We start from the raw sequence: 23,778 nt of genomic DNA, 5'->3' as shown, positions 1-23,778 counted from the left end.
CCCCTTCAAGGGACGGGACGGGAAGGGACGGGAAGGAGCGGCGGGGGCGAAGACAGCCATGGCCCGCCCCCACACCGCCGCACAACCGACCGCCCCTCAGCCCACCTTCCGAATCAGCGCCAAATACATCGCATCCGTCCCATGCAGATGAGGCCACAACTGCACATCAGGCCCCTCCCCCAAGTCCGGCACCCCCGGCAGCAGCCCCCGGGCATCGATCAACTCAGCCCCACCCCGCTGCTTCAACACGTCCTCGACCACCGCCCGCGTCTCCGCGAGATGAGGCGAGCACGTGGCGTACCCGACGACCCCGCCCACCCGCACAGCGTCAAGAGCCGACCGCAGCAACTCCCGCTGAAGCGGAGCGAACCCGTCCAGATCCTCCGGCCGCCGCCGCCACCGAGCCTCCGGCCGCCGCCGCAACGCCCCCAGCCCCGTACACGGCACATCCATCAACACCCGGTCAAAGCTCCCGGCCCGCCAGGCCGGCCGCGTACCGTCCGCGGTGATCACCTGATACGGCCCCGGATTACCCTCCAGTGCCTTCGCCACGAGCCCCGCCCGATGCGGCTGCTTCTCGGAGGCGAGCAACATGGCCCCCCGCTCGGCGGCCAGCGCCCCGAGCAGCGCAGCCTTGCCACCGGGCCCGGCACACCCGTCGAGCCACTTCTCGTCGCGCCCTTCCAGCGGCGCGTTGGCCAGAGCGAGGGCGACCAGCTGGCTCCCCTCGTCCTGCACCCCCGCACGCCCTTCCCGAACGGCCTCGACGGCCCCAGGCTCTCCGCCCTCGGCCAACCGCACGGCATACGGCGACCACCGCCCCGGCACCGCGGCCTCCTCACCGAGCAACTCCTCGGTCGTGGCCCGCCCCGGCCGGGCGACCAGCGTCACCTCGGGCCGCTCGTTGTCGGCGGCCAGCAACCGCTCGATCCCGGCCCGTCCACCGCCGAGGGAGTCCCACAGCGCCGAGACGACCCACCGCGGATGCGAGTGCACGACGGCGAGATGGTCCTCGGGATCGTCGTCGTAGGGCGGAGCGACCCGCTGGATCCACCCGTCGAGATCGTCCTGCGCGACTTTCCGCAACACGGCATTGACGAACTTGGCCCGCCCGTCCCCCAGCACGACCCGCGCGAGTTCCACAGACGCGGAAACGGCGGCATGCGAAGGAATCCGCGTCCCGAGCAACTGGTGCGCACCCAGGCTGAGCACATCGAGCACGGGCGGGTCGACCTCGCGCAGCGGCCGGTCCACACAGGCGGCGATGACGGAGTCGTACGTCCCCTGCCACCGCAGCGTCCCGTAGACCAGCTCGGTGGCGAGCGCGGCGTCACGCCCGTCGAAGTCGCCCTTCTCCCGCGCCTTCCGCAACAGCGGCGGCAGCACGAGGTTGGCGTACGCGTCCCGCTCGTCCACGGCACGCAGCGCCTCGAAGGCGAGGACGCGGACGGGGTCCTTCTTGGGCCGTCGGTAGGGCTTGCCGGGTTTGCGGGGCCGACGGGAGGTGTCGCTCACGAAAAAGGTGCTCCGGATTGCTGGATGAGATGTACGACCAGCCTACGTCGCACGGCCGCCCGGACGTACGGCTGGTCACGCCGAGGCCAGGGAACCGTCGGTCAGACCGACGGTCAGCCCCCGAGGCTCTCCCCGTCCTCGATCCGTACGCCACGCGCCCAGTCCGCGGCCCGCATCGGCTTCTTGCCCTGCGCCTGCACCCACAGCAACTCGACGGCGTACGACCCCGTCCCGACGTACACGTTGTTCTTCCCGACGGAGAGCGCCCCCGGGGCGAGATCGTCCCGCCCGGGCACGGGCTGCACCTGGATGAGCTTGAGCCGCTCACCGCGGAAGGTGGTCCAGGCACCCGGGGCAGGGGTGCACCCGCGCACGAGACGGTCGACGCGCAGGGAAGGGGCAGCCCAGTCGATATGAGCGTCCTCGACGTTGACCTTGGGCGCGAGGGTGATCCCCTCGGACGGCTGCGGCACGGCCTTCAACGTGCCGTCCGCGATCCCGTCCATGGTCGCGGCAAGCAGCCCCGCGCCCGCGAAGGCGAGCCTGGTCAGCAGGTCGCCGCTGGTGTCGGTGTGCCGGATCGCCTCGGTGACGGTGCCGTAGACGGGCCCGGAGTCGAGCCCTTCCTCGATGAGGAAGGTCGAGGCCCCGGTGATCTCGTCGCCCGCCATGATGGCGTGCTGCACGGGCGCGGCCCCCCGCCAGGCGGGCAGCAACGAGAAGTGCAGGTTGACCCAGCCGTGGGCCGGGATGTCGAGGGCGACGCGGGGCAGCAGGGCGCCGTACGCGACGACGGGGCAGCAGTCGGGCGCGATCTCCCTGAGCCGCTCCAGGAACTCGGGTTCACGCGGCCTGGCCGGCTTGAGCACCTCGATCCCGGCCTCCTCGGCCCGCTCGGCCACCGGACTCGCCACCATCCTGCGCCCCCGCCCGGCCTGCGCGTCCGGCCGCGTGACAACGGCGGCCACCTCGTGCCGCCCGGAAGCGATCAGAGCGTCCAGAGCGGGAACGGCGACCTCAGGGGTACCGGCGAAGACAAGCTTCATGGGTGGGCACGGGCCTCTCGGGCGGGGTTGGTTGGGCAGCACACAAGTCTATGGGTGCCGACGACGGCCCTCACATGGGGAACACCACGGACAACTCACTCCAGCCCGCAAACGACTGCGCCGACCCCACGAACAACGACTCACCCTGCCCGCGAAGAACTGCGATCCCGCCCCCGCCGCCAAGGACTCACCCAACCCACGACCGATCGCGCTTCCACCCACCAACAGCTCACCCTGACCGCCAACGACCGCGACCCCACTCACCCCACGCAGCCCCACACCACCAACGTCTTCCCCAGCCCACACCCGATCGCGTTTCCGCCACCCACCCCCGCTTCTTCCCGCCACGAACGGACAGCCGCCGACGACGAGCAACCCCCACAGGAGACGTCAGCCTCTCGGCCAACTGGAAACCCGTGGTGCGAGGGTGGGCAAGCATCCAAGGCCGAAGGCCGAGGCGCACGCCCCCCGCGCAGGGGCGCAGGCATATGCCCATACGCCCCCACTGCGTGACCCGCGGAGCGCTCCCGCGTTGGTCAAGAAAGAGTTGACCACAACGGGCCGCACACACCATCTCCGCGGCCCCTTCCTTTTCAACGCCGGTTCGAGAGGCTTGTTCATGGCCGACCACGCAACCCACGACGCCCAGGCTCGGGCCAGCCTGCACTTGCTGGTGCGGGACATCGAGCGGGTCCGCCGGCAGGTGGACGCACTGCGTACGCTCACCGCCCAATTGGGCAACGTCTACCGCCCGCGCCGCTCCGGCCCCTCCACGGGCTTCGTCGTCTACGGACGCGCCCCCGCCCCGACGGTCCGTCTCGCCCAGGAGCTGCGGGACAGTGTCGAGACCCTGGTCACGGCAGCCGTGGACTTCGACCGCTCACTCGGCTTCTCCTGGGACGCGGTGGGTTCCGCCCTCGGCGTCACCAAGCAGGCGGTCCACCGCCGCTACGGCGCGCGCCGCGCCGCCACCCAAGCGGCGGCCGAGGCCGAGCGGACGACCGAGCCGACGGGCAGCCGGACGGTCACCGTCTCCACGGCCCTCCCCACGGTGCCGACGGTCCCCGCGGCCCGCTCGATGCCGACGCAGCCGACGGCCGGCAGCCCCGGCCTCCGCGACGAGGCCAGGCCCACGGCGTTCCCCGGCCCTCGCAACGGCTGACCCCCTTCACTCTGCCCTCCCGAAGCGCACCCGGGAGGGCAGAGCCATGTCACGATCTCCAGGGCCCAGCCGGGCGACGAGGACCACGGCGACCGAGGACCGAGGACCAGGCATCAGCACCGGCACCGGCCGCCACCGGCACCAGGCCCCACCGGCCTCACCCGATATCCGGCGGATCAATCCGAACCCGCACCGCGACCTCCCCACCCCCACCGCCCCCACGCGCCATCCGCGCCGCCTGCGCGGCCTTCAACGCGGACGCCAACGCGGCCCCGCTCCCGGGCGGCACCCGCACCAACGCCCGGTCCCAGTGTTCGCCGGGCGGCGGCGCCCCCACGCGCCGCGGTCGCCCCACCGCGGTGACGGGCAGCGGCACGGGCCCCAACACCTCCGCGTCCACCGGCAGTTCGGCCGTACGGAGAAACTCGGTGACCGCCTCCCCCGGCCCGGCCACGGAAGCCATCCGGGACACCGGCGGAAACCCGAGCTCGGCCCGCTCACCGAGTTCCCGCACCGCGTGCCCGACGGGATCCCAGCGCACCAGCGCCTGCACGGGCCGCAGCGTGGGCTCGGCGACGACGACCACCGTCCCCCCGGCTGTCTGCGGCCGTACCAGCGAGGCGGCCCCGATCCAGCGGCGCAACGCGTCCTCCCCGGCCCGCAGATCGGGCCGCCCGAGCATGGCCCAGCCGTCCAGCAGCAGGGCCGCCGCGTAGCCGCCTTCGGCGACGGGCTCGGCCCCCGGTGTACTCACGACCAGTGAAGGCGTGCCCGGCACGGTGTCCAGCACATGCTCACGCCCCGAGGTCCGGACCGGGACGGCGGGAAAGGCCCGCCCCAACTCCTCGGCGGTCCGCCGCGCCCCCACCACCTGAGCCCGCAGCCGGAACGCACCGCACTCCGGGCAGTGCCAGGCCCCCTCCTCACGCCCGCACCACCCGCACCGCAGGTCGGCTCCGGAGCCGTGCGCCTCCAGCGGTCCGGAGCAGTGCCGACACCGAGCGGGCGCCCGGCAGTTGGCACAGGCCATCCGCGGCACGTACCCACGCCGGGGCACCTGTACCAGAACCGGCCCGTGCCGCAGCCCCTCCCGCACCGCCTGCCAGGCGAGGGTCGGCAGCCGAGCGGCCCGCGCGGCCTCGTCCCGGGCGAGATCCGCGTCCCCAACGGTCCGTACGAGCGGAGCCGCGCCCCGCGCCTGCTCCCGCCCGGCGACCAACGGCCGGGCCCACCCGCTCTCCACGAGTTGGGCCGCCTCGACCGTGCAGCTCCAACTCCCCAGCAGAAAGCCGCACTTGTCCTGCGCGGCCCGAAGCAACAGCACTTCACGCGCGTGCGGCTGCGGGGCGTGCTGCTCGCTGTGGCTGTCGTCACCGTCGTCCCAGAGGGCGACCAGCCCAAGGTCCTGCACAGGCGCGAACATGGCCGCCCGAGTCCCCACGACCGCCCTTACGCTCCCCCGCCGTACCGCGAGCCACTCCCGGTACCGCTTCTCGGGCCCGGCGTCGGCGGTCAGCACGGCATGCCGGCCCTTGCCCATGAGTGAGGTCAGGGCGGCATCGACCCGCGCGACCGCCCGGCCGTCCGGCAGCACGACGAGCGCCCCCCGTCCGGAGGCGAGCGTCGCGACGACGGCCCGGGCCAGTTCCTCGCTCCACTCGGGTCCGGGCAACGCATTCCACACGGCACGCGGCGCACCGCCGGAGGCCAGCGACTCCAGGAACGCGGCCCCTCGCTCATACCGCCCCCAGGACCCCGCCTCGGGCCTGCCAGGCGCCGCGAGCGGCTCAGGTGACGGCCGCTGCTCGGCCCGCGCACTGCGTGGCGGCACGGCCAGCTGCAGCACATCGGCGAGCCCACCCGCGTACCGATCGGCCACGGCCCGCGCGAGCCCGAGCAACTCCTCACTCAGCACCCGCTCCGGCGAAACGACCTGAGCGAGCGCGGCGAGGGGCCCGGAGTAGTCGGACTCGGCAAGCCGCTCGACAAGGAACCCGTCAATGAGCCCCCCGCCCTCGCGCCGCCCCTCCCGCACCCGATGCCGGCCGGCGCCGAACCGCACCCGCACCCGCACCCCGGGCTGCGCATCGGCATCGAGTTCCGCGGGCACGGCGTAATCGAAGTACCGGTCGAGATGCAGCACGCCCTTGTCGACCAGCACCCGCGCGACAGGAAGCTCCTTCGCCAGCTCGGCCCCGCGCCAGGTCCTGGGCTTGGCCCGCGGCACCTTCGCCTGCCGCACACTCTCCCGGATGAGCGCGAGCTGCTCGGGCGACGCCCCCTCGGCCCCGCCACCGCCACTCTCGTTCTCGCTGCTCACGCTTGCATTCTTACCAAACGCCACTGACAGCCGGCGCCGTCCTGGGATCAGCACCGCACGGGACCACCAGCCACCGAGCGGCAAGCCGCGCCCGTGGGACATGAACGAGGCCCGGCTCCCGCCAGGGAAACCGGGCCTCTTACAGCTGAGGACGCCTTACAGGCCTACTGCCTTCCGCAGCGCCTCCACCCGGTCCGTCCGCTCCCAGGTGAATTCCGGCAGCTCACGGCCGAAGTGGCCGTACGCGGCGGTCTGGGCGTAGATCGGGCGGAGCAGGTCCAGGTCGCGGATGATCGCGGCCGGGCGCAGGTCGAAGACCTCTTCGATGGCCTTCTCGATCTTCTCGGCGTCGACCTTGGCGGTGCCGAAGGTCTCCACGAACAGGCCGACCGGCTCGGCCTTGCCGATCGCGTACGCCACCTGCACCTCGCAGCGCGAGGCCAGACCGGCCGCGACGACGTTCTTGGCGACCCAGCGCATCGCGTACGCCGCCGAACGGTCCACCTTGGACGGGTCCTTGCCGGAGAACGCGCCGCCGCCGTGACGGGCCATGCCGCCGTAGGTGTCGATGATGATCTTCCGGCCGGTCAGACCCGCGTCGCCCATCGGGCCGCCGATCTCGAAGCGACCGGTGGGGTTGACCAGAAGGCGGTAGTTCTCGGTGTCGAGCTTGATGCCGTCGTCGAGCAGGGCCTTCAGCTCCGGCTCGACCACGAACTCCCGGATGTCGGGCGCGAGGAGCGAGTCCAGGTCGATGTCGGACGCGTGCTGCGAGGAGACGACCACGGTGTCCAGGCGGACCGCCTTGTCACCGTCGTACTCGATGGTGACCTGCGTCTTGCCGTCCGGGCGCAGGTAGGGGATGGTGCCGTTCTTGCGGACCTCGGAGAGGCGCTTGGACAGGCGGTGCGCGAGGAAGACCGGCAGCGGCATCAGCGTCGGCGTCTCGTCCGTCGCGTAACCGAACATCAGGCCCTGGTCACCGGCGCCCTGGCGGTCCAGTTCGTCCTCGTCGCCCTCGACCCGGGACTCGTACGCCGTGTCCACGCCCTGCGCGATGTCCGGCGACTGCGAGCCGATCGAGACCGAGACGCCGCAGGAAGCGCCGTCGAAGCCCTTCTTCGAGGAGTCGTAGCCGATCTCGAGGATCTTGTTGCGGACCAGCGTCGCGATGTCCGCGTACGTCTTGGTCGTGACCTCTCCGGCCACGTGCACCAGGCCGGTCGTGATCAGGGTCTCGACGGCGACGCGGGACGTCGGGTCCTCGCGCAGAAGCGCGTCGAGAATGGTGTCGCTGATCTGGTCAGCGATCTTGTCGGGGTGACCCTCGGTCACGGACTCCGAGGTGAACAGGCGACGGGACACAACGCTCCCTGTGGTTGCAGCGGCTGCTGGCTGATCATTGGCGGACGGGACGGGAGCTGCGCCCGGCGTCGTCCGAGGACAGTTTATCTGTCGCGCTCGGCCACCGGCCCCCTGTCTCGCCTCTCGGGAGTGCTGTGACCTGCGGCACGGGCATTCTGCCCAATCCCACGCACCCTTGGCCAGGGGCGCCACACCCGAATCGGGCGTGGCGGGTGGGATACCCGCACCGCATCAAACATGTGCGCCCAGGCGGCGCGCCACCAGGTCCCATACGGTTTCGGCCAGGGCCTCCTTGGGCCCGTACGGTACGGGTGTCTCGCTGCCGTCGGCCCCCAGCACGACCGCCTCGTTCTCCTCGGAGCCGAAGGTCTTGCGCTCGCCCACCTCGTTCACCACGAGGAGATCGCACCCCTTGCGCTCCAGCTTCCGGCGACCGTTGGCGAGGACGTCGTCCGTCTCGGCGGCGAAACCGACGATCACCTGGCCGGGGCGGGCGCGGTCGGTCGAGATCTCCGCGAGGATGTCCGGATTCCGCACCAGGACGATGGGTTCCGGGTCCTGGCCGTCCTTCTTCTTGATCTTGCCTGCGGCGTACGTCGCAGGGCGGAAGTCCGCGACCGCCGCCGCCATCACCACGGCGTCGGCGTCCGCGGCCGCCTTGAGGACCGCCTCACGCAGCTGTACGGCCGTGCCGACCTGGACGACGTCCACCCCGGCCGGGTCGGGCATACCGGTGTTGGCGGCGATCAGCGTCACCCGGGCACCCCGGGCGGCGGCGGTGCGGGCGAGGGCGTAGCCCTGCTTGCCGGAGGAGCGGTTGCCGAGGAAGCGGACGGGGTCGAGGGGCTCGCGCGTGCCACCGGCGCTCACCACGATGTGCCGCCCCTTGAGGTCCGTCTCGGTGACCCCGCGGGCCAGCACACGGCGGCATGCCTCGAAGATCTCCGCGGGCTCGGGCAGCCGACCCTTGCCGGTGTCGACGCCGGTCAGCCGGCCGACGGCCGGCTCGATGACGATCGCGCCGCGGCGACGCAGCGTCGCCACGTTCTCCTGCGTGGCCGGGTGCTCCCACATCTCGGTGTGCATGGCCGGGGCGAAGACCACGGGGCAGCGCGCGGTCAGCAGGGTGTTGGTCAGCAGGTCGTCGGCGAGGCCGTGCGCGGCCTTGGCGAGGGTGTCGGCCGTGGCCGGGGCGACGACGACCAGGTCGGCCTGCTGTCCGATGCGCACGTGCGGGACCTCGTGGACGTCGTCCCAGACCTCCGTCGAGACGGGCTTGCCGGAGAGGGCGGACCAGGTGGCGGCGCCGACGAAGTGGAGCGCGGAGGCGGTGGGCACGACCCGGACGTCATGCCCGGACTCCGTGAGCCTGCGCAGCAGCTCACAGGCCTTGTACGCGGCGATGCCGCCGCTGACCCCCAGAACGACCTTCGGCTTGTCCACCGGGCCTCCCCACTCGTTGACCGATGACTCCATGCTGCATCACAGCGGGGGCGGCCCCGCACCCCGAGCAGACCACAGGCCCGACAGTCGCGCTGCCGGGCCTGTGGAAAAGCCAGCTCAAAGCTGAAAATACTACTTACTGCGCCGGGCCCTCGACGGCCTCGGACGTCAGCAGACCCGCGTTGATCTCACGCAGAGCGATCGAGAGCGGCTTCTCGTGGACGTGGGTGTCGACGAGCGGACCGACGTACTCGAGGAGGCCCTCGCCGAGCTGCGAGTAGTACGCGTTGATCTGGCGGGCCCGCTTGGCCGCATAGATCACGAGGCTGTACTTCGAGTCGGTGGCCTCGAGGAGCTCGTCGATCGGCGGGTTGATGATGCCCTCGGGCGCGGAGATGGAAGAGGACACGCTCTACCTTCCGATGGATGGGAAAGAATCAGTGTGGACGATCAGTGACGATCACACAACGTCCATCAAGGCTAGCAGCTCGCGCGCCACGTCCTCGACGGAGGTGTTGACCAAGGTCACATCGAACTCCGGCTCGGCCGCCAGCTCGACCTTCGCCGCGTCCAGGCGGCGTTCGATCACCTCGGGCGGCTCGGTGCCACGTCCGGTGAGTCTGCGCACGAGCTCCTCCCAGGAGGGAGGAGCCAGGAACACCAGCTGGGCCTCCGCCATCGACTCGCGGACCTGCCGGGCGCCCTGGAGGTCGATCTCCAGGAGCACGGGCTCACCCGCCTCCAGCCGCTCCAGCACGGCCGCACGCGGCGTGCCGTAACGGTTGCCGGCGAACTCCGCCCACTCCAGCAGCTCACCGTTGGCGATCAGCTTGTCCATCTCTTCGTCGGTGACGAAGAAGTAGTGGACTCCGTGCCGCTCGCCGGGGCGGGGCTTGCGGGTCGTCGCCGACACCGAGAGCCAGACCTCGGGGTGTTCCTTGCGCATATGGGCGACGACCGTGCTCTTGCCGACCCCGGAGGGGCCGGAGAGCACGGTCAGCCGCGGACGTTCACTCATGCAGCGATTATTCCAGCAATCCCGGAGTGCCCGGGACTCCCGGTCCGGAGCGACCGGATCAGGAGCCGGTGCTGCCGAACTCGCGCTCCAGGGAAGCGATCTGGTTCGAGCCGAGGCCACGCACGCGGCGGCTCTCGGAGATGCCGAGTCGCTCCATGATCTGCTTGGCGCGGACCTTGCCCACGCCCGGCAGGGACTCGAGCAGGGCGGAGACCTTCATCTTGCCGATGACGTCGTTCTCCTGGCCCTGCTTGATGACCTCATGAAGGGAGGCGCCGGAGTGCTTGAGTCGATTCTTGACCTCGGCCCGCTCCCGGCGAGCCGCGGCGGCCTTTTCGAGCGCGGCTGCGCGCTGTTCAGGGGTAAGGGGCGGAAGAGCCACGCCTACGTCACCTCGGATGTTGACTGTCGGATACGGACCGGTGAGGAACCTAGTCGCCCCACACCTGGGGAGCCACGAGCAACACGCTTGCCCGTTCACTCTCGTCGGAGACTAGCGGCCAAGTCCGCCAGAGTCAGCGAGAACAGCGGAAAAGTCCTGGTCAGCCTCCGTCAGGTCGGACATTTAGGACATAATGCCCCGGATTTGAGGATGTATTCAGACTCAAGTCGGCCCCGAGCCACTCACCGATGGACTCATCGGAGGTCTCACCGACCGGCTCGAACACCCCTGACGGCGGTCAGGCGCCCGACACAGCGGACCTGACGTCTTCTGCGAAGCGTGACGCGGCGTCACGCAGCGCGACGACATCGGGTCCGTGCCGCAGCACGCCCCGGCTGACGTTGGGCACGACGTTGCGCACCGCGGCGCCGAAGACCCGGGGGAGGTCCGCCGGCGTGGCGCCCTGGGCCCCGATTCCGGGTGCGAGAAGCGGACCGTTGATGTCGAGGTCGTACGACGACAGGTCGCCGAGCGTGGCGCCGACGACCGCCCCGAAGGAGCCCAGCGGCTCCTCCCCCACGTTCTCGGCCGCCAGGTGCGCCAGCATCGTCGCACCGACGGTACGGCCGTCCGCGCGGACCGCGTGCTGGACCTCGCCGCCCTCCGGGTTCGAGGTCAGCGCGAGGACGAACAGGCCGGTGCCGCTCTCCCGCGCCAGCGCGACCGCCGGCGAGAGCGAGCCGTAGCCGAGGTACGGCGAGACGGTCAGCGCGTCCGAGAACAGCGGGGAGTCCTTCCGGAGGAAGGACTCGGCGTACGCGGCCATGGTCGAGCCGATGTCGCCGCGCTTGGCGTCCATCACCACCAGCGCCCCGGCCGCCCGCGCCTCCTCGACCGACTTCTCCAGCACGGCCACACCGCGCGACCCGAAGCGCTCGAAGAACGCGCTCTGCGGCTTGAGCACGGCGACCCGGTCGGCCATCGCCTCTACGACCGTACGGCTGAACCGCTCCAGGCCGGTCACGTCGTCGTCCAGACCCCACTCGGCGAGCAGGGACGCGTGCGGGTCGATGCCGACGCACAGGGGGCCACGCTCGTCCATCGCGCGGCGGAGGCGTGCACCGAAGGGTTCCAGAGCGGTCATGCGGCTTCCTCGGCCTTCCTGACGTCGGCGCCGACCGCGTCGGCGAGGGTGTCGTACGGGCTGGTAAGCAGGCGTGCGGCGAGCCCCTTGTGGATGGCACGGCCCCAGAAGGGGCCCTCGTAGATGAAGGCGCTGTACCCCTGGACCAGCGTGGCGCCGGCCAGGATCCGCTGCCAGGCGTCCTCGGCGTTCTCGATGCCGCCGACGCCCACGAGGGTGATCCGGTCGCCCACGCGCGCGTACAGGCGCCGCAGCACCTCCAGGGAGCGCGCCTTCAGGGGCGCGCCGGAGAGACCTCCGGCCTCTTCGACCAGGGAAGGTTCGGATTTCAAACCGAGGCTCTCGCGCGCGATGGTGGTGTTCGTGGCGATGATCCCGTCCAGGCCGAGCTCGACGGCCAGGTCGGCGACCGCGTCGACGTCCTCGTCGGCGAGGTCCGGCGCGATCTTGACGAGCAGCGGCACTCGGCGGCTGGTCACCGTGCGGTCGGCGGCCTCGCGGACGGCGGTCAGGAGCGGGCGCAGCGACTCGGTGGCCTGGAGGTTGCGCAGGCCGGGCGTGTTGGGCGAGGAGACATTGACGACCAGGTAGTCGGCGTACGGCGCCAGCCGCTCCGTCGACTTCACGTAGTCGCCGGCGGCCTCCGCCTCCGGGACGACCTTGGTCTTGCCGATGTTGACGCCCACGACGGTCCTGAAGACGGGCGTACGGGAGGCCAGACGGGCCGCTACGGCCAGCGAGCCCTCGTTGTTGAAGCCCATGCGGTTGATCAGCGCCCGGTCCTGCACGAGGCGGAACAGCCGCTTCTTGGGGTTGCCCGGCTGAGCCTCCCCCGTGACCGTGCCGATCTCGATGTGGTCGAAGCCCAGCATCGACATCCCGTCGATCGCGACGGCGTTCTTGTCGAAGCCTGCCGCGAGCCCGAAGGGGCCGTGCATGCGCAGCCCGAAGGCCTCGGTGCGCAGTTCCTCGTAGCGGGGCGCGAGAGCGGCGGCGACGAAGGTACGCAGCACGGGGGTCCTGACGGCGAGTCGGATCCAGCGGAACGCCAGGTGATGCGCCTGCTCCGGGTCCATCCGTTTGAAAACCAGACGGAAGAAAAGCTTGTACATGTTGGTGTCCTCACGAAGAGGGGGACACCGTCTCCGGTGTCCCCCTCAGGGCTGCTAGTCGCGGGCCGCGGTCAGATGCTCGGCGTGTTCCTGGAGCGAACGCACGCCCACATCACCGTGGTTGAGGGCGTCGATGCCCTGGACGGCGGCGGCGAGCGCCTGGACCGTCGTCAGGCACGGGACGGACCGCGCCACGGCCGCCGTACGGATGTCGTAGCCGTCGAGGCGGCCGCCGGTGCCGTACGGGGTGTTGACGATGAGGTCGACCTCGCCGTCGTGGATGAGCTGGACGATGGTCTTCTCGCCGTTCGGGCCGGTGCCCTCGGACTGCTTGCGCACGACGGTGGCGTTGATGCCGTTGCGCTTGAGCACCTCGGCCGTGCCGGACGTCGCGAGCAGCTCGAAGCCGTGGGCGACCAGCTCGCGCGCCGGGAAGATCATCGAGCGCTTGTCGCGGTTGGCGACGGAGATGAACGCGCGGCCCTTCGTCGGCAGCGGGCCGTACGCACCCGCCTGCGACTTGGCGTACGCCGTGCCGAAGACGGAGTCGATGCCCATGACCTCGCCGGTGGAGCGCATCTCCGGGCCGAGGACGGTGTCGACGCCGCGCCCGTGGATGTCGCGGAAGCGCGACCACGGCATGACGGCCTCCTTGACGGAGATCGGCGCGTCGAACGGGAGCTCGCCGCCGTCGCCGGTCGCCGGCAGCATGCCCTCGGCACGCAGTTCGGCGATGGTCGCGCCCAGCGAGATCCGGGCGGCGGCCTTGGCCAGCGGCACCGCGGTCGCCTTCGAGGTGAAGGGAACCGTGCGGGACGCGCGCGGGTTGGCCTCCAGGACGTAGAGGATGTCGCCGGCCATCGCGAACTGGATGTTGATCAGGCCGCGGACCCCGACGCCCTTGGCGATGGCCTCGGTCGAGGCGCGCAGGCGCTTGATGTCGAAGCCGCCCAGCGTGATCGGCGGCAGCGCGCACGCGGAGTCGCCGGAGTGGATGCCGGCCTCCTCGATGTGCTCCATGACGCCGCCGAGGTACAGCTCCGCACCGTCGTAGAGCGCGTCGACGTCGATCTCGATCGCGTCGTCCAGGAACCGGTCGACGAGGACCGGCCGCGAGGGGCTGATCTCGGTCGACTCGGCGATGTAGGACTCCAGCCGGGTCTCGTCGTAGACGATCTCCATGCCGCGTCCGCCGAGGACGTACGACGGCCGTACGAGGACCGGGTAGCCGATCTCGTCGGCGATGGCCTTGGCGCCGGCGAAGGTGGTGGCGGTGCCGTGCTTGGGGGCCGGCAGGCCCGCGTCGGCGAGGACGCGGCCGAAGGCGCCGCGGTCCTCGGCGGCGTGGATGGCCTCCGGGGACGTGCCGACGATCGGCACGCCGTTGTCCTTGAGCGCCTGCGACAGGCCGAGCGGGGTCTGGCCGCCCAGCTGGACCACCACGCCCGCCACCGGACCGGCCTGCTGCTCCGCGTGGACGATCTCCAGCACGTCTTCGAGCGTCAGCGGCTCGAAGTACAGGCGGTCGGAGGTGTCGTAGTCCGTGGAGACGGTCTCCGGGTTGCAGTTGACCATCACGGTCTCGTACCCGGCGTCGCTCAGCGCGAAGGAGGCGTGGACGCAGGAGTAGTCGAACTCGATGCCCTGGCCGATGCGGTTGGGTCCGGAGCCCAGGATGATGACGGCCGGCTTCTCGCGCGGGGCGACCTCGGTCTCCTCGTCGTACGAGGAGTAGAAGTACGGCGTCCTGGCCGCGAACTCGGCGGCGCAGGTGTCGACCGTCTTGTAGACCGGGCGGATGCCCAGCGCGTGCCGCACCTCGCGCACGACGTCCTCGCGCAGCCCGCGGATCTCGCCGATCTGCTGGTCGGAGAATCCGTGCCGCTTGGCCTCGGCGAGCAGCTCGGGGGTCAGCTCGGGTGCCTCCGCCAGCTCGTCGGCGATCTCCTTGATCAGGAAGAGCTGGTCGACGAACCAGGGGTCGATCTTCGTGTACTCGAAGACCTCCGCCTGCGTGGCGCCCGCGCGGATGGCCTGCATGACCGCGTTGATACGGCCGTCGGTGGGCCGCACGGCCTCGCGCAGCAGCTCGGTCTTGTCGCCGGGCTCGCCCACGAACGTGAACTGGCTGCCCTTCTTCTCCAGCGAGCGCAGCGCCTTCTGGAAGGCCTCGGTGAAGTTGCGGCCGATGGCCATGGCCTCGCCGACCGACTTCATGGTGGTGGTCAGTGTGGAGTCGGCCTGCGGGAACTTCTCGAAGGCGAAGCGCGGGGCCTTCACGACCACGTAGTCGAGCGTGGGCTCGAAGGAGGCCGGGGTCTCCTGCGTGATGTCGTTCGGGATCTCGTCGAGCGTGTAGCCGACGGCCAGCTTGGCGGCGATCTTGGCGATCGGGAAGCCGGTCGCCTTGGAGGCCAGCGCCGAGGACCGCGACACGCGCGGGTTCATCTCGATGACGATCACGCGACCGTCCTCGGGGTTCACCGCGAACTGGATGTTGCAGCCACCGGTGTCGACGCCGACCTCGCGGATCACGGCGATGCCGATGTCACGCAGGATCTGGTACTCGCGGTCGGTGAGGGTCATCGCGGGCGCGACGGTGATCGAGTCACCGGTGTGCACGCCCATGGGGTCGAAGTTCTCGATGGAGCAGACGACCACGACGTTGTCGTGCTTGTCGCGCATCAGCTCCAGCTCGTACTCCTTCCAGCCGAGGATGGACTCCTCCAGGAGCACCTCGGTGGTCGGCGAGAGGGTGAGGCCCTGCCCTGCGATGCGGCGCAGCTCCTCCTCGTCGTGCGCGAAGCCGGAGCCGGCGCCGCCCATGGTGAAGGACGGGCGGACCACCACCGGGTAGCCGCCGAGGGTCTCGACGCCCGCGAGGACGTCCTCCATGGAGTGGCAGATGACCGAGCGGGCGGACTCGCCGTGCCCGATCTTCTGGCGGACGGCCTCGACGACCTCCTTGAAGAGATCGCGGTCCTCGCCCTTGTTGATGGCCTCGACGTTGGCGCCGATCAGCTCGACGCCGTACTTGTCGAGGGTGCCGGCCTGGTGCAGCGAGATGGCCGTGTTGAGGGCCGTCTGGCCGCCCAGGGTCGGCAGGAGCGCGTCCGGGCGCTCCTTGGCGATGATCTTCTCGACGAACTCCGGGGTGATCGGCTCGACGTAGGTGGCGTCGGCGATCTCCGGGTCGGTCATGATCGTCGCCGGGTTGGAGTTCACGAGGATGACCCGCAGGCCCTCGGCGCGCAGGATGCGGCACGCCTGGGTGCCGGAGTAGTCGAACTCGGCGGCCTGGCCGATGACGATCGGGCCGGAGCCGATGACCAGGACGGACTGGATATCGGTGCGCTTAGGCACGCTGGCCCTCCATCAGGGATACGAAGCGGTCGAACAGGTAGGCGGCGTCGTGCGGGCCCGCTGCCGCTTCGGGGTGGTACTGGACGCTGAAGGCCGGGCGGTCGAGGAGCTGGAGACCCTCCACCACGTTGTCGTTGAGGCACACGTGGGAGACCTCGGCGCGGCCGTAGGGGGTGTCGGAGACCTTGTCGGTCGGGGCGTCCACGGCGAAGCCGTGGTTGTGCGCGGTGACCTCGACCTTGCCGGTCGTGCGGTCCTGCACCGGCTGGTTGATGCCGCGGTGGCCGTACTTCAGCTTGTAGGTGCCGAAGCCGAGGGCGCGGCCCAGGATCTGGTTGCCGAAGCAGATGCCGAAGAGCGGGGTGCCGCGCTCCAGGACCGCCTGCATGACGGAGACCGGGTGGTGGGCGGTGGCCGGGTCGCCCGGGCCGTTGGAGAAGAACACGCCGTCCGGGTTGACGGCGTAGACGTCCTCGACGCTCGCGGTGGCCGGCAGCACGTGCACCTCGATGCCGCGCTCGGCCATCCGGTGCGGGGTCATGCCCTTGATGCCGAGGTCGACGGCCGCGACGGTGAACTTCTTCGTGCCGATCGCCGGGACGACGTAGGTCTCCTTGGTGGCGACCTCGGCGGAGAGGTCGGCGCCCTTCATCTCGGGGGCCTGGCGGACCTCGGCGAGCATGGTGCCCTCGTCGGGCAGCGCGTTGCCGGAGAAGATGCCGACGCGCATGGCGCCGCGCTCGCGCAGGTGGCGGGTCAGCGCGCGGGTGTCGATGCCGGAGATCCCGACGACGCCCTGGTGGCGCAGCTCGTCGTCCAGTGAGCGCCGCGAGCGCCAGTTGGACGGCACGCGCGCGGGGTCGCGCACGACGTATCCGGCGACCCAGATCTGCTTGCTCTCCGGGTCCTCGTCGTTGACGCCGGTGTTGCCGACGTGCGGGGCGGTCATCACGACGACCTGGCGGTGGTACGACGGGTCGGTGAGGGTCTCCTGGTAGCCGGTCATGCCGGTGGAGAACACGGCCTCGCCGAAGGTCACCCCCACGGCCCCGTAGGCGCGGCCGCGGAAGATGCGGCCGTCCTCCAGGACGAGTACGGCGGGAGCCGCCTTGTGCCTCGGCGAGGCGGTCCCCTGGATGGAGGTCGTCATCGGTCGGCGCCTTCCGTGCTGTTGATGCTGTTCGTTTTGATCATGGAGTTAATGACGTCGACCCACTCGTTGTGCTCCGCCGCATGGTCCGAGCGGAACCCGGAGTCGATCAGCCGTTCGCCGTGCGCCCAGGTCACGACGAGCAGACCGCCCTCGGTCAGGACCTTGCCGGCGATGCCCTTGTCGAGCCGGGCCTCGCGCAGCCGGTCGGCCGGCACGAAGAAGTCGGTCGCGCCGGGGCGTACGACGTCCAGTCCCGCGTCCGTCAGCGTGAGCTCGACCCGGCTGCGGGTGCCGAGGCCGTGCGCCACGATGCGGTCCAGCCACTGACCTGCCGTGGTCGAGCCGTGGTAGCGGCCGCTCATGCTCAGTCTGGCCGGGCCGGGGTCGTCCGGCGCGCTGGACAGCTCGGGCAGGTCGCCCTGGAGCGTGCCCCGCCACTTCCAGCCCTCGCGCATCAGCCAGTAGACGAGCGCGACGAAGAGGGCGAGTCCGACGACCCAGCCGACGCGGGCGGCCCAGTCGGTCACTTCGGCCGACTTCTGTTCGGCCGCGAGCCCGGTTCCGGCTGCGAGCAGTGTTGCAGGTGTCACGTGAGCTTCCCGTCGACGAGCGTGGCCTTGCCCCGGAGCCACGTGTGCGTCACACGGCCCGGCAGCTCGCGCCCCTCGTACGGAGTGTTGCGGCTGCGCGAGGCGAAGCCCTCGGGGTCCACGGACCCACGGTATTCCGTGTCGACGAGCGTGAGGTTGGCGGGCTCACCAGCCGAGACGGGTCGGCCGTGCCCCGTGGCCCGCCCGATCTCGGCGGGCTTGAAGGACATGCGCTCGGCGACCCCGGCCCAGGTGAGGAGCCCGGTGTCCACCATGGTCTCCTGCACCACTGACAACGCGGTCTCCAGGCCGACCATCCCCATGGCGGCCGCGGCCCACTCGCAGTCCTTGTCCTCGTGCGGGTGCGGGGCGTGGTCGGTGGCGACGATGTCGATCGTGCCGTCGGCGAGCGCCTCGCGCAGCGCCAGCACGTCACGCTCGGTGCGCAGCGGCGGGTTCACCTTGTAGACCGGGTTGTAGCTGCGGACCAGCTCGTCGGTGAGGAGGAGGTGGTGCGGGGTGACCTCGGCGGTCACGTCGATGCCCCGGGACTTGGCCCAGCGCACGATCTCGACGGATCCGGCGGTCGAGAGGTGGCAGATGTGCACGCGGGAGCCGACGTGCTCGGCGAGCAGGACGTCCCGGGCGATGATCGATTCCTCGGCCACCGCGGGCCAGCCCCCGAGCCCCAGCTCGGCGGAGACGATGCCCTCGTTCATCTGGGCGCCCTCGGTCAGCCGCGGCTCCTGCGCGTGCTGGGCGACGACGCCGCCGAATGCCTTCACGTACTCCAGCGCCCGGCGCATGATCACGGCGTCGTCGACGCACTTGCCGTCGTCGGAGAAGACGGTGACACTGGCGGCCGACTCGTGCATGGCCCCCAGCTCGGCGAGCTTCTTGCCCTCCAGGCCGACGGTCACGGCCCCGATGGGCTGCACATCGCAGTAACCGTGCTCCTGGCCGAGCCGGTAGACCTGCTCGACGACACCGGCGGTGTCGGCGACCGGGAAGGTGTTGGCCATGGCGAAGACGGCCGTGTAACCGCCCGAGGCGGCCGCGCGCGTGCCGGTCAGCACGGTCTCGGAGTCCTCGCGGCCGGGCTCACGCAGATGGGTGTGCAGGTCGACGAGGCCCGGCAGGAGCACCTTGCCGTCGGCCTCGACGACCTCGGCGCCCTCGTCGGACAGCCCGGTACCGACGGCCTCGATCAGCGAACCGTCGATCAGCACGTCCTGCGGCTCGCCGCCGAGCACCTTCGCACCACGGATCAGGATCTTGCTCATCTGTCTTACTTCTCCTCGGCCGCAGAAGGGGTGTGCGCGGAGCGCTCGTTGGAAGGGTGGTGGTGGGAGACGGGCGGGCGGGCGTGGGTCAGGGCGGGTTCGTTGCCCCCTAGCAGCAGATACAGAACGGCCATCCGGATGGACACTCCGTTTGCGACCTGCTCGACGACGGTGCAGCGCTCCGAGTCGGCGACCTCGGCGGTGATCTCCATGCCGCGCACCATCGGGCCGGGGTGCATCACGATGGCGTGCTCGGGCATCCGCGCCATGCGGTCGCCGTCGAGGCCGTAGCGCCGCGAGTACTCGCGCTCGGTCGGGAAGAACGCGGCGTTCATGCGCTCACGCTGCACGCGCAGCATCATCACCGCGTCGGTCTTCGCCAGGGTGCTGTCGAGGTCGTACGACACCTCGCAGGGCCATGTCTCGACGCCGACCGGCACCAGGGTCGGCGGGGCGACCAGGGTGACCTCGGCGCCCAGGGTGTGCAGCAGGTCGACGTTGGAGCGGGCGACCCGGCTGTGCAGGACGTCGCCGACGATCGTGATCTGCCGGCCGGCGAGGTCCTGGCCGAGCCCGGCGTCCCGGCCGACCAGTCGGCGGCGCATGGTGAAGGCGTCCAGCAGGGCCTGGGTGGGGTGCTGGTGGGTGCCGTCGCCGGCGTTGATGACGGCGGCGTCGATCCAGCCGGAGTTGGCGAGGCGGTACGGGGCTCCGGAGGCGCCGTGCCGGATGACGACGGCGTCGACCCCCATGGCCTCCAGGGTCTGGGCGGTGTCCTTCAGGGACTCGCCCTTGGACACGCTCGACCCCTTGGCCGTGAAGTTGATCACGTCCGCGGAGAGCCGCTTCTCGGCGGCCTCGAAGGAGATACGCGTGCGTGTGGAGTCCTCGAAGAAGAGGTTCACGATGGTGCGGCCGCGCAAGGTCGGCAGCTTCTTGATCGGCCGGTCGGCGACCCGGGCCATCTCCTCGGCGGTGTCGAGGATCAGGACGGCGTCGTCGCGGGTGAGGTCGGCGGCCGAGATGAGATGACGCTGCATCTGTCAGGCTCCGTAAGGCAGTTCGGGAGATTACGGGCAAGTACGGGCATGCCGAAGAGAGGCGTCCCCGCCGGCTTGCTAGTGGGTCTGCTTCGCGCCGAGCAGCACGGTGTCGCGACCGTCCTCCTCGGCGAGCTGGACCTTGACCGTCTCCCGCAACGACGTGGGGAGGTTCTTGCCGACGTAGTCGGCGCGGATGGGCAGTTCGCGGTGGCCGCGGTCGACGAGGACCGCGAGCTGGACCGCGCGCGGACGACCGATGTCGTTCAGCGCGTCGAGGGCGGCGCGGATGGTGCGGCCGGAGAAGAGGACGTCGTCGACGAGGACGACGAGACGGCCGTCGATGCCGTCACCGGGGATCTCGGTGCGGGCCAGCGCACGCGGCGGGTGCATGCGCAGGTCGTCGCGGTACATGGTGATGTCGAGCGAGCCGACCGGGATCTTGCGCTCGGTGATCTGCTCCAGCTTGGTGGCGAGCCGCTGGGCGAGAAAGACGCCGCGGGTCGGAATGCCGAGGAGCACCACGTCGTCGGCGCCCTTGGCGCGTTCGACGATCTCGTGAGCGATGCGGGTCAACACCCGCGCGATGTCAGGGCCTTCGAGAACGGGCCGGGCGTCGGACGCTTGCGTGTCCTGCTGGCTGTCCATACGAAAGGGACCTCCTTCTCCGCCTCACGGGACGGACCTTAAAGGACGTCTGGTTTGCGCCATCCACCGTAGCAGGCCGACGCCCCGCTCCCGTTCACCCCCTTGGCCTAATCGGCCACCGATAGCACGGAAGCGTCGGTGTGGACCATTCGGCTTGACGCGCCAGAGTAACGCTGCGTAACCTCACAGTGAGTTACCAACCGCGCGGCATGGAACCCAAGCCAGTCCGCGTCGACCCAGTGCCGGGGAGCTATATGTCCAGCGAATACGCCAAACAGCTCGGGGCCAAGCTCCGGGCCATCCGCACCCAGCAGGGCCTTTCTCTTCACGGTGTCGAGGAGAAGTCCCAGGGACGCTGGAAGGCCGTTGTGGTCGGTTCATACGAGCGCGGGGACCGCGCCGTGACCGTGCAGCGCCTCGCCGAGTTGGCGGATTTCTACGGCGTCCCTGTGCAGGAACTGCTTCCGGGCACCACCCCGGGCGGCGCCGCCGAGCCGCCGCCGAAGCTGGTCCTGGACCTGGAGCGACTGGCCCATGTACCGGCCGAGAAGGCGGGTCCCCTCCAGCGGTACGCCGCGACGATCCAGTCGCAGCGCGGTGACTACAACGGCAAGGTGCTCTCGATCCGCCAGGACGACCTGCGTACACTCGCCGTCATCTACGACCAGTCGCCCTCGGTCCTCACCGAGCAGCTGATCAGCTGGGGTGTGCTGGACGCGGACGCGCGTCGCGCGGTCTCCCACGCCGAGGAGAGCTGAGCGCTCCGCGGGTTGAGCCCCTTCAGCAGAAACGTGCCGCCGGGGTGGCCGGAACTTTACGGTTCCCGGCCACCCCGGCGGCGTTCTGTGGGCCTGGAGGACCCCAGAGGTACCGGAACGCCGGAGGGCCCGCAGCGGGGATGCTGCGGGCCCTCCGGCGTACTTCGAAACTTCGAAACCCCTATGCCTCGTCTCGGCGCAGAGAGGGCTTCAGGTCCTTGAACCGGCCGAGCAGGCCGTTGACGAACGAGGGCGACTCGTCCGTGGAGAACTCCTTCGCCAGCTGCACCATCTCGTCCAGCACGACCGCGTCCGGAGTCTCGTCGACCCAGATCAGCTCGTACGCACCGAGACGCAGGATGTTGCGGTCCACGACCGGCATCCGGTCGAGCGTCCAGCCGACCGAGTACTGGGCGATCAGCTCGTCGATCCGCTTCGCGTGTACCGCGTAGCCCTCGACCAGCTGCATCGTGTACTCGCTCACCGGCGGCTGCCGGGTGTCGGTCCGGGAGAGCCGGACCCAGTCCGCGAGGACCGTCAGGACGTCGACGCCGCGCTGGTCGCCCTCGAAGAGGATCTGGAAGGCGCGCTTGCGGGCCGTGTTGCGGGCAGCCACGGTTAGCTGTTCACCCGGCCGAGGTAGTCGCTCGTACGGGTGTCGACCTTGATCTTCTCACCGGTGGTGATGAAGAGCGGGACCTGGATCTGGTGGCCGGTCTCCAGCGTGGCGGGCTTGGTGCCGCCGGTGGAGCGGTCGCCCTGGACACCCGGCTCGGTCTCCTGGATGACGAGCTCGACGGCGGCCGGCAGCTCGACGAAGAGCACCTCGCCCTCGTGCTGCGCGACGGTGGCGGTGAAGCCCTCGATCAGGAAGTTGGCGGCGTCGCCGACGGCCTTGCGGTCGACCATGAGCTGGTCGTAGGTCTCCATGTCCATGAAGACGAAGTAGTCGCCGTCCATGTAGGAGAACTGCATGTCGCGCTTGTCGACGGTGGCCGTCTCGACCTTCACGCCGGCGTTGAAGGTCTTGTCGACGACCTTCCCGGACAGCACGTTCTTGAGCTTGGTGCGCACGAAGGCCGGGCCCTTGCCGGGCTTGACGTGCTGGAACTCGACGACGGACCAGAGCTGGCCGCCTTCGAGCTTGAGCACCATGCCGTTCTTGAGGTCGTTCGTGGAAGCCACGGTTGCGGAATCTCCTGGACTGACGTGGACGACCCCGGCGCACGCTCCTGTCTAAAGGGCGAGCAGCTCCTTGGTCGTGATGGTGAGTAGCTCGGGTCCGCCGTCCGCCTCGGGGCGAACGACGAGCGTGTCATCGATCCGGACACCGCCCCGGCCCGGGAGGTGAACCCCCGGTTCGACGGTGACCGGCACGCAAGCGTCCAGTTTACCCATGGCCGCGGGAGCAAACTGCGGGTCCTCGTCGATTTCGAGTCCCACACCGTGCCCCGTCAGGGCCGGAAGCCCTTGCGCGTACCCCGCGGAGTCAAGCACCTGACGTGCCGCGCGGTCCACATCACGGTAGGCGGTGCCCGGTGCCAGCGACTCCCGTCCGGCGCGCTGGGCGGCGAAGACCAGGTCGTACAGCTCGATCTGCCAGTCGGCGGGGGACGTACCGATGACGAACGTACGGCCGATCTCGCACCGGTAGCCGCGGTACGTGGCCCCCAGACAGACGGAGAGGAAGTCGCCCTCCTCCACCCGGCGGTCGGTGGGCCGATGGGCCCTTCGGCCGGCGTTCGGGCCGGTGGCGACCGAGGTGGGGAAGGCGGGGCCGTCGGCACCGTGATCGACCAGGCGTCGTTCCAGTTCGAGGGCCAGGTGGCGTTCGGTGCGGCCGACGAGGATGGATTCGAGCAGCTCTCCCAGGGCCTGGTCGGCGATCTCCGCGCCGATCCTGAGGCAGGAGATCTCCTCCTCGTCCTTGACCACCCGGAGCTGCTCGACCGCGCCTCCGAGGTCGGCGAGGCGCAGTCGCGGCACGACCGAGCGGATGGCTCGGTGCCGGGCCACGGTGAGGTGGTGTTCCTCCACGGCGAGACAGACCCCGCCCTGCGCTGCGGCGAGGTCGGCCGCGGCGACGGCGGGGTCGCCTCCGGGGCCGGGGAGGGCGTGGATCCGCAGTGCCTCGTCGGGGCGGCCTTCGTTGGGGCGGTCGTCGAGCGGGCCGGCGCACACGAGCAGGTCTTCGGTCTTGCCGAGGAGCAGCACGGAGCCCTGCGGGGCGGCGCCCGCGAGGTAGCGGACGTTGGCGGGGCGGGAGATCAGCGCGGTGGCGCTGCCGCTGGCTTGGCAGCGGTCCCTCAGCCGGGATCGGCGGGTGGCGTACACCTCTGACATGACCCGAGCGTAAGAGCTCCGCTCGGTTGGCGCCGGTTGAGGGCGGCTGAGTGGGCGGTGTCTGGGTTGTGCCGGTTGGTGGGGGTGCCGTTC

At 70.5% G+C, this 23,778-nt stretch carries 21 protein-coding genes; 2 read left to right on the top strand and 19 right to left on the bottom strand.

The window, feature by feature from the left end; translation table 11 throughout:
* Positions 1-96: 96 nt before the first annotated feature.
* Entirely contained in the window at positions 97-1,515 is a 1,419-nt protein-coding gene (locus ADK36_RS09605; protein WP_048581057.1) for an RsmB/NOP family class I SAM-dependent RNA methyltransferase, read from the bottom strand.
* 113 nt (positions 1,516-1,628) lie between these two features.
* Complete coding sequence (gene fmt, locus ADK36_RS09600) at positions 1,629-2,561, bottom strand: methionyl-tRNA formyltransferase (protein ID WP_048581058.1); 933 nt, start codon at positions 2,559-2,561, stop codon at positions 1,629-1,631.
* 619 nt (positions 2,562-3,180) lie between these two features.
* Here fmt and ADK36_RS09595 point away from each other — a divergent pair.
* Positions 3,181-3,723 carry a hypothetical protein gene (locus ADK36_RS09595; RefSeq protein WP_048581059.1) on the top strand — a complete coding sequence of 181 codons (543 nt, stop codon included), beginning with the start codon at positions 3,181-3,183 and terminating at the stop codon, positions 3,721-3,723.
* Between the two features lie 157 nt (positions 3,724-3,880).
* Here the strand turns inward: ADK36_RS09595 and ADK36_RS09590 are convergent, their stop codons facing one another.
* From ADK36_RS09590 to pyrR, 14 genes are all read right to left on the bottom strand, one after another.
* Positions 3,881-6,043, bottom strand: a complete 2,163-nt coding sequence (locus tag ADK36_RS09590) for a primosomal protein N' (RefSeq protein ID WP_053196980.1) — start codon at positions 6,041-6,043, stop codon at positions 3,881-3,883.
* 156 nt (positions 6,044-6,199) lie between these two features.
* Positions 6,200-7,408: a methionine adenosyltransferase gene (metK, locus tag ADK36_RS09585; RefSeq protein WP_048581061.1), complete on the bottom strand. Its 1,209-nt coding sequence runs from the start codon at positions 7,406-7,408 to the stop codon at positions 6,200-6,202.
* A gap of 231 nt (positions 7,409-7,639) precedes the next feature.
* Positions 7,640-8,851 (bottom strand): bifunctional phosphopantothenoylcysteine decarboxylase/phosphopantothenate--cysteine ligase CoaBC, encoded by a 1,212-nt coding sequence (gene coaBC, locus ADK36_RS09580; RefSeq protein WP_053196978.1) that lies wholly within the window; start codon positions 8,849-8,851, stop codon positions 7,640-7,642.
* Positions 8,852-8,987: 136 nt separating this feature from the next.
* On the bottom strand, positions 8,988-9,260 hold the full coding sequence (gene rpoZ, locus ADK36_RS09575) for a DNA-directed RNA polymerase subunit omega (RefSeq protein WP_003988945.1): 273 nt from the start codon (positions 9,258-9,260) through the stop codon (positions 8,988-8,990).
* Positions 9,261-9,311: 51 nt separating this feature from the next.
* Entirely contained in the window at positions 9,312-9,869 is a 558-nt protein-coding gene (gene gmk, locus ADK36_RS09570; RefSeq protein ID WP_030048841.1) for a guanylate kinase, read from the bottom strand.
* 58 nt (positions 9,870-9,927) lie between these two features.
* The gene (locus ADK36_RS09565; protein ID WP_003977346.1) at positions 9,928-10,251 is read right to left on the bottom strand and encodes an integration host factor; all 324 of its coding nucleotides are present in this window, start codon (positions 10,249-10,251) and stop codon (positions 9,928-9,930) included.
* A gap of 298 nt (positions 10,252-10,549) precedes the next feature.
* The gene (gene pyrF, locus ADK36_RS09560) at positions 10,550-11,395 is read right to left on the bottom strand and encodes an orotidine-5'-phosphate decarboxylase (RefSeq protein WP_048581062.1); all 846 of its coding nucleotides are present in this window, start codon (positions 11,393-11,395) and stop codon (positions 10,550-10,552) included.
* Entirely contained in the window at positions 11,392-12,507 is a 1,116-nt protein-coding gene (locus ADK36_RS09555; RefSeq protein WP_048581063.1) for a quinone-dependent dihydroorotate dehydrogenase, read from the bottom strand. Before ADK36_RS09555 ends, pyrF begins: the two co-directional genes overlap by 4 nt.
* A 54-nt stretch (positions 12,508-12,561) precedes the next feature.
* Positions 12,562-15,870 (bottom strand): carbamoyl-phosphate synthase large subunit, encoded by a 3,309-nt coding sequence (gene carB, locus ADK36_RS09550; protein WP_048581064.1) that lies wholly within the window; start codon positions 15,868-15,870, stop codon positions 12,562-12,564.
* Positions 15,863-17,020 (bottom strand): glutamine-hydrolyzing carbamoyl-phosphate synthase small subunit, encoded by a 1,158-nt coding sequence (gene carA, locus ADK36_RS09545; protein ID WP_048581065.1) that lies wholly within the window; start codon positions 17,018-17,020, stop codon positions 15,863-15,865. The genes carB and carA overlap by 8 nt, the downstream gene beginning before the upstream one ends.
* Positions 17,017-17,613: a hypothetical protein gene (locus ADK36_RS09540; protein WP_048581066.1), complete on the bottom strand. Its 597-nt coding sequence runs from the start codon at positions 17,611-17,613 to the stop codon at positions 17,017-17,019. Before ADK36_RS09540 ends, carA begins: the two co-directional genes overlap by 4 nt.
* Positions 17,610-18,896: a dihydroorotase gene (locus tag ADK36_RS09535; protein ID WP_053196976.1), complete on the bottom strand. Its 1,287-nt coding sequence runs from the start codon at positions 18,894-18,896 to the stop codon at positions 17,610-17,612. The genes ADK36_RS09540 and ADK36_RS09535 overlap by 4 nt, the downstream gene beginning before the upstream one ends.
* Before the next feature lie 5 nt (positions 18,897-18,901).
* Positions 18,902-19,936 (bottom strand): aspartate carbamoyltransferase catalytic subunit, encoded by a 1,035-nt coding sequence (locus ADK36_RS09530; RefSeq protein ID WP_048581068.1) that lies wholly within the window; start codon positions 19,934-19,936, stop codon positions 18,902-18,904.
* 78 nt (positions 19,937-20,014) lie between these two features.
* Positions 20,015-20,584, bottom strand: coding sequence for a bifunctional pyr operon transcriptional regulator/uracil phosphoribosyltransferase PyrR (pyrR, locus tag ADK36_RS09525; RefSeq protein WP_048581069.1), 570 nt, complete (start codon positions 20,582-20,584; stop codon positions 20,015-20,017).
* Positions 20,585-20,838: 254 nt separating this feature from the next.
* Between pyrR and bldD the strand changes: the two genes are divergently transcribed.
* Complete coding sequence (gene bldD / locus ADK36_RS09520; protein ID WP_004002691.1) at positions 20,839-21,342, top strand: transcriptional regulator BldD; 504 nt, start codon at positions 20,839-20,841, stop codon at positions 21,340-21,342.
* A gap of 181 nt (positions 21,343-21,523) precedes the next feature.
* Here bldD and nusB read toward each other — a convergent pair whose 3' ends face one another.
* From nusB to ADK36_RS09505, 3 genes are read right to left on the bottom strand one after another with little or no spacing between them, the layout of a single operon-like run.
* Positions 21,524-21,958, bottom strand: a complete 435-nt coding sequence (gene nusB / locus ADK36_RS09515; protein WP_048581070.1) for a transcription antitermination factor NusB — start codon at positions 21,956-21,958, stop codon at positions 21,524-21,526.
* 2 nt (positions 21,959-21,960) lie between these two features.
* Positions 21,961-22,527 carry an elongation factor P gene (gene efp / locus ADK36_RS09510; RefSeq protein WP_030048852.1) on the bottom strand — a complete coding sequence of 189 codons (567 nt, stop codon included), beginning with the start codon at positions 22,525-22,527 and terminating at the stop codon, positions 21,961-21,963.
* A 51-nt stretch (positions 22,528-22,578) separates the two neighbouring features.
* Entirely contained in the window at positions 22,579-23,685 is a 1,107-nt protein-coding gene (locus tag ADK36_RS09505; RefSeq protein ID WP_053196974.1) for an aminopeptidase P family protein, read from the bottom strand.
* Between the last annotated feature and the right edge of the window lie 93 nt (positions 23,686-23,778).

Source organism: Streptomyces viridochromogenes, assembly GCF_001270495.1.
GTDB lineage: Bacteria > Actinomycetota > Actinomycetes > Streptomycetales > Streptomycetaceae > Streptomyces > Streptomyces viridochromogenes_A.
The sequence above is the reverse complement of the archived record's forward strand: the minus strand, read 5'-3'. Positions and strand labels throughout refer to the sequence as shown.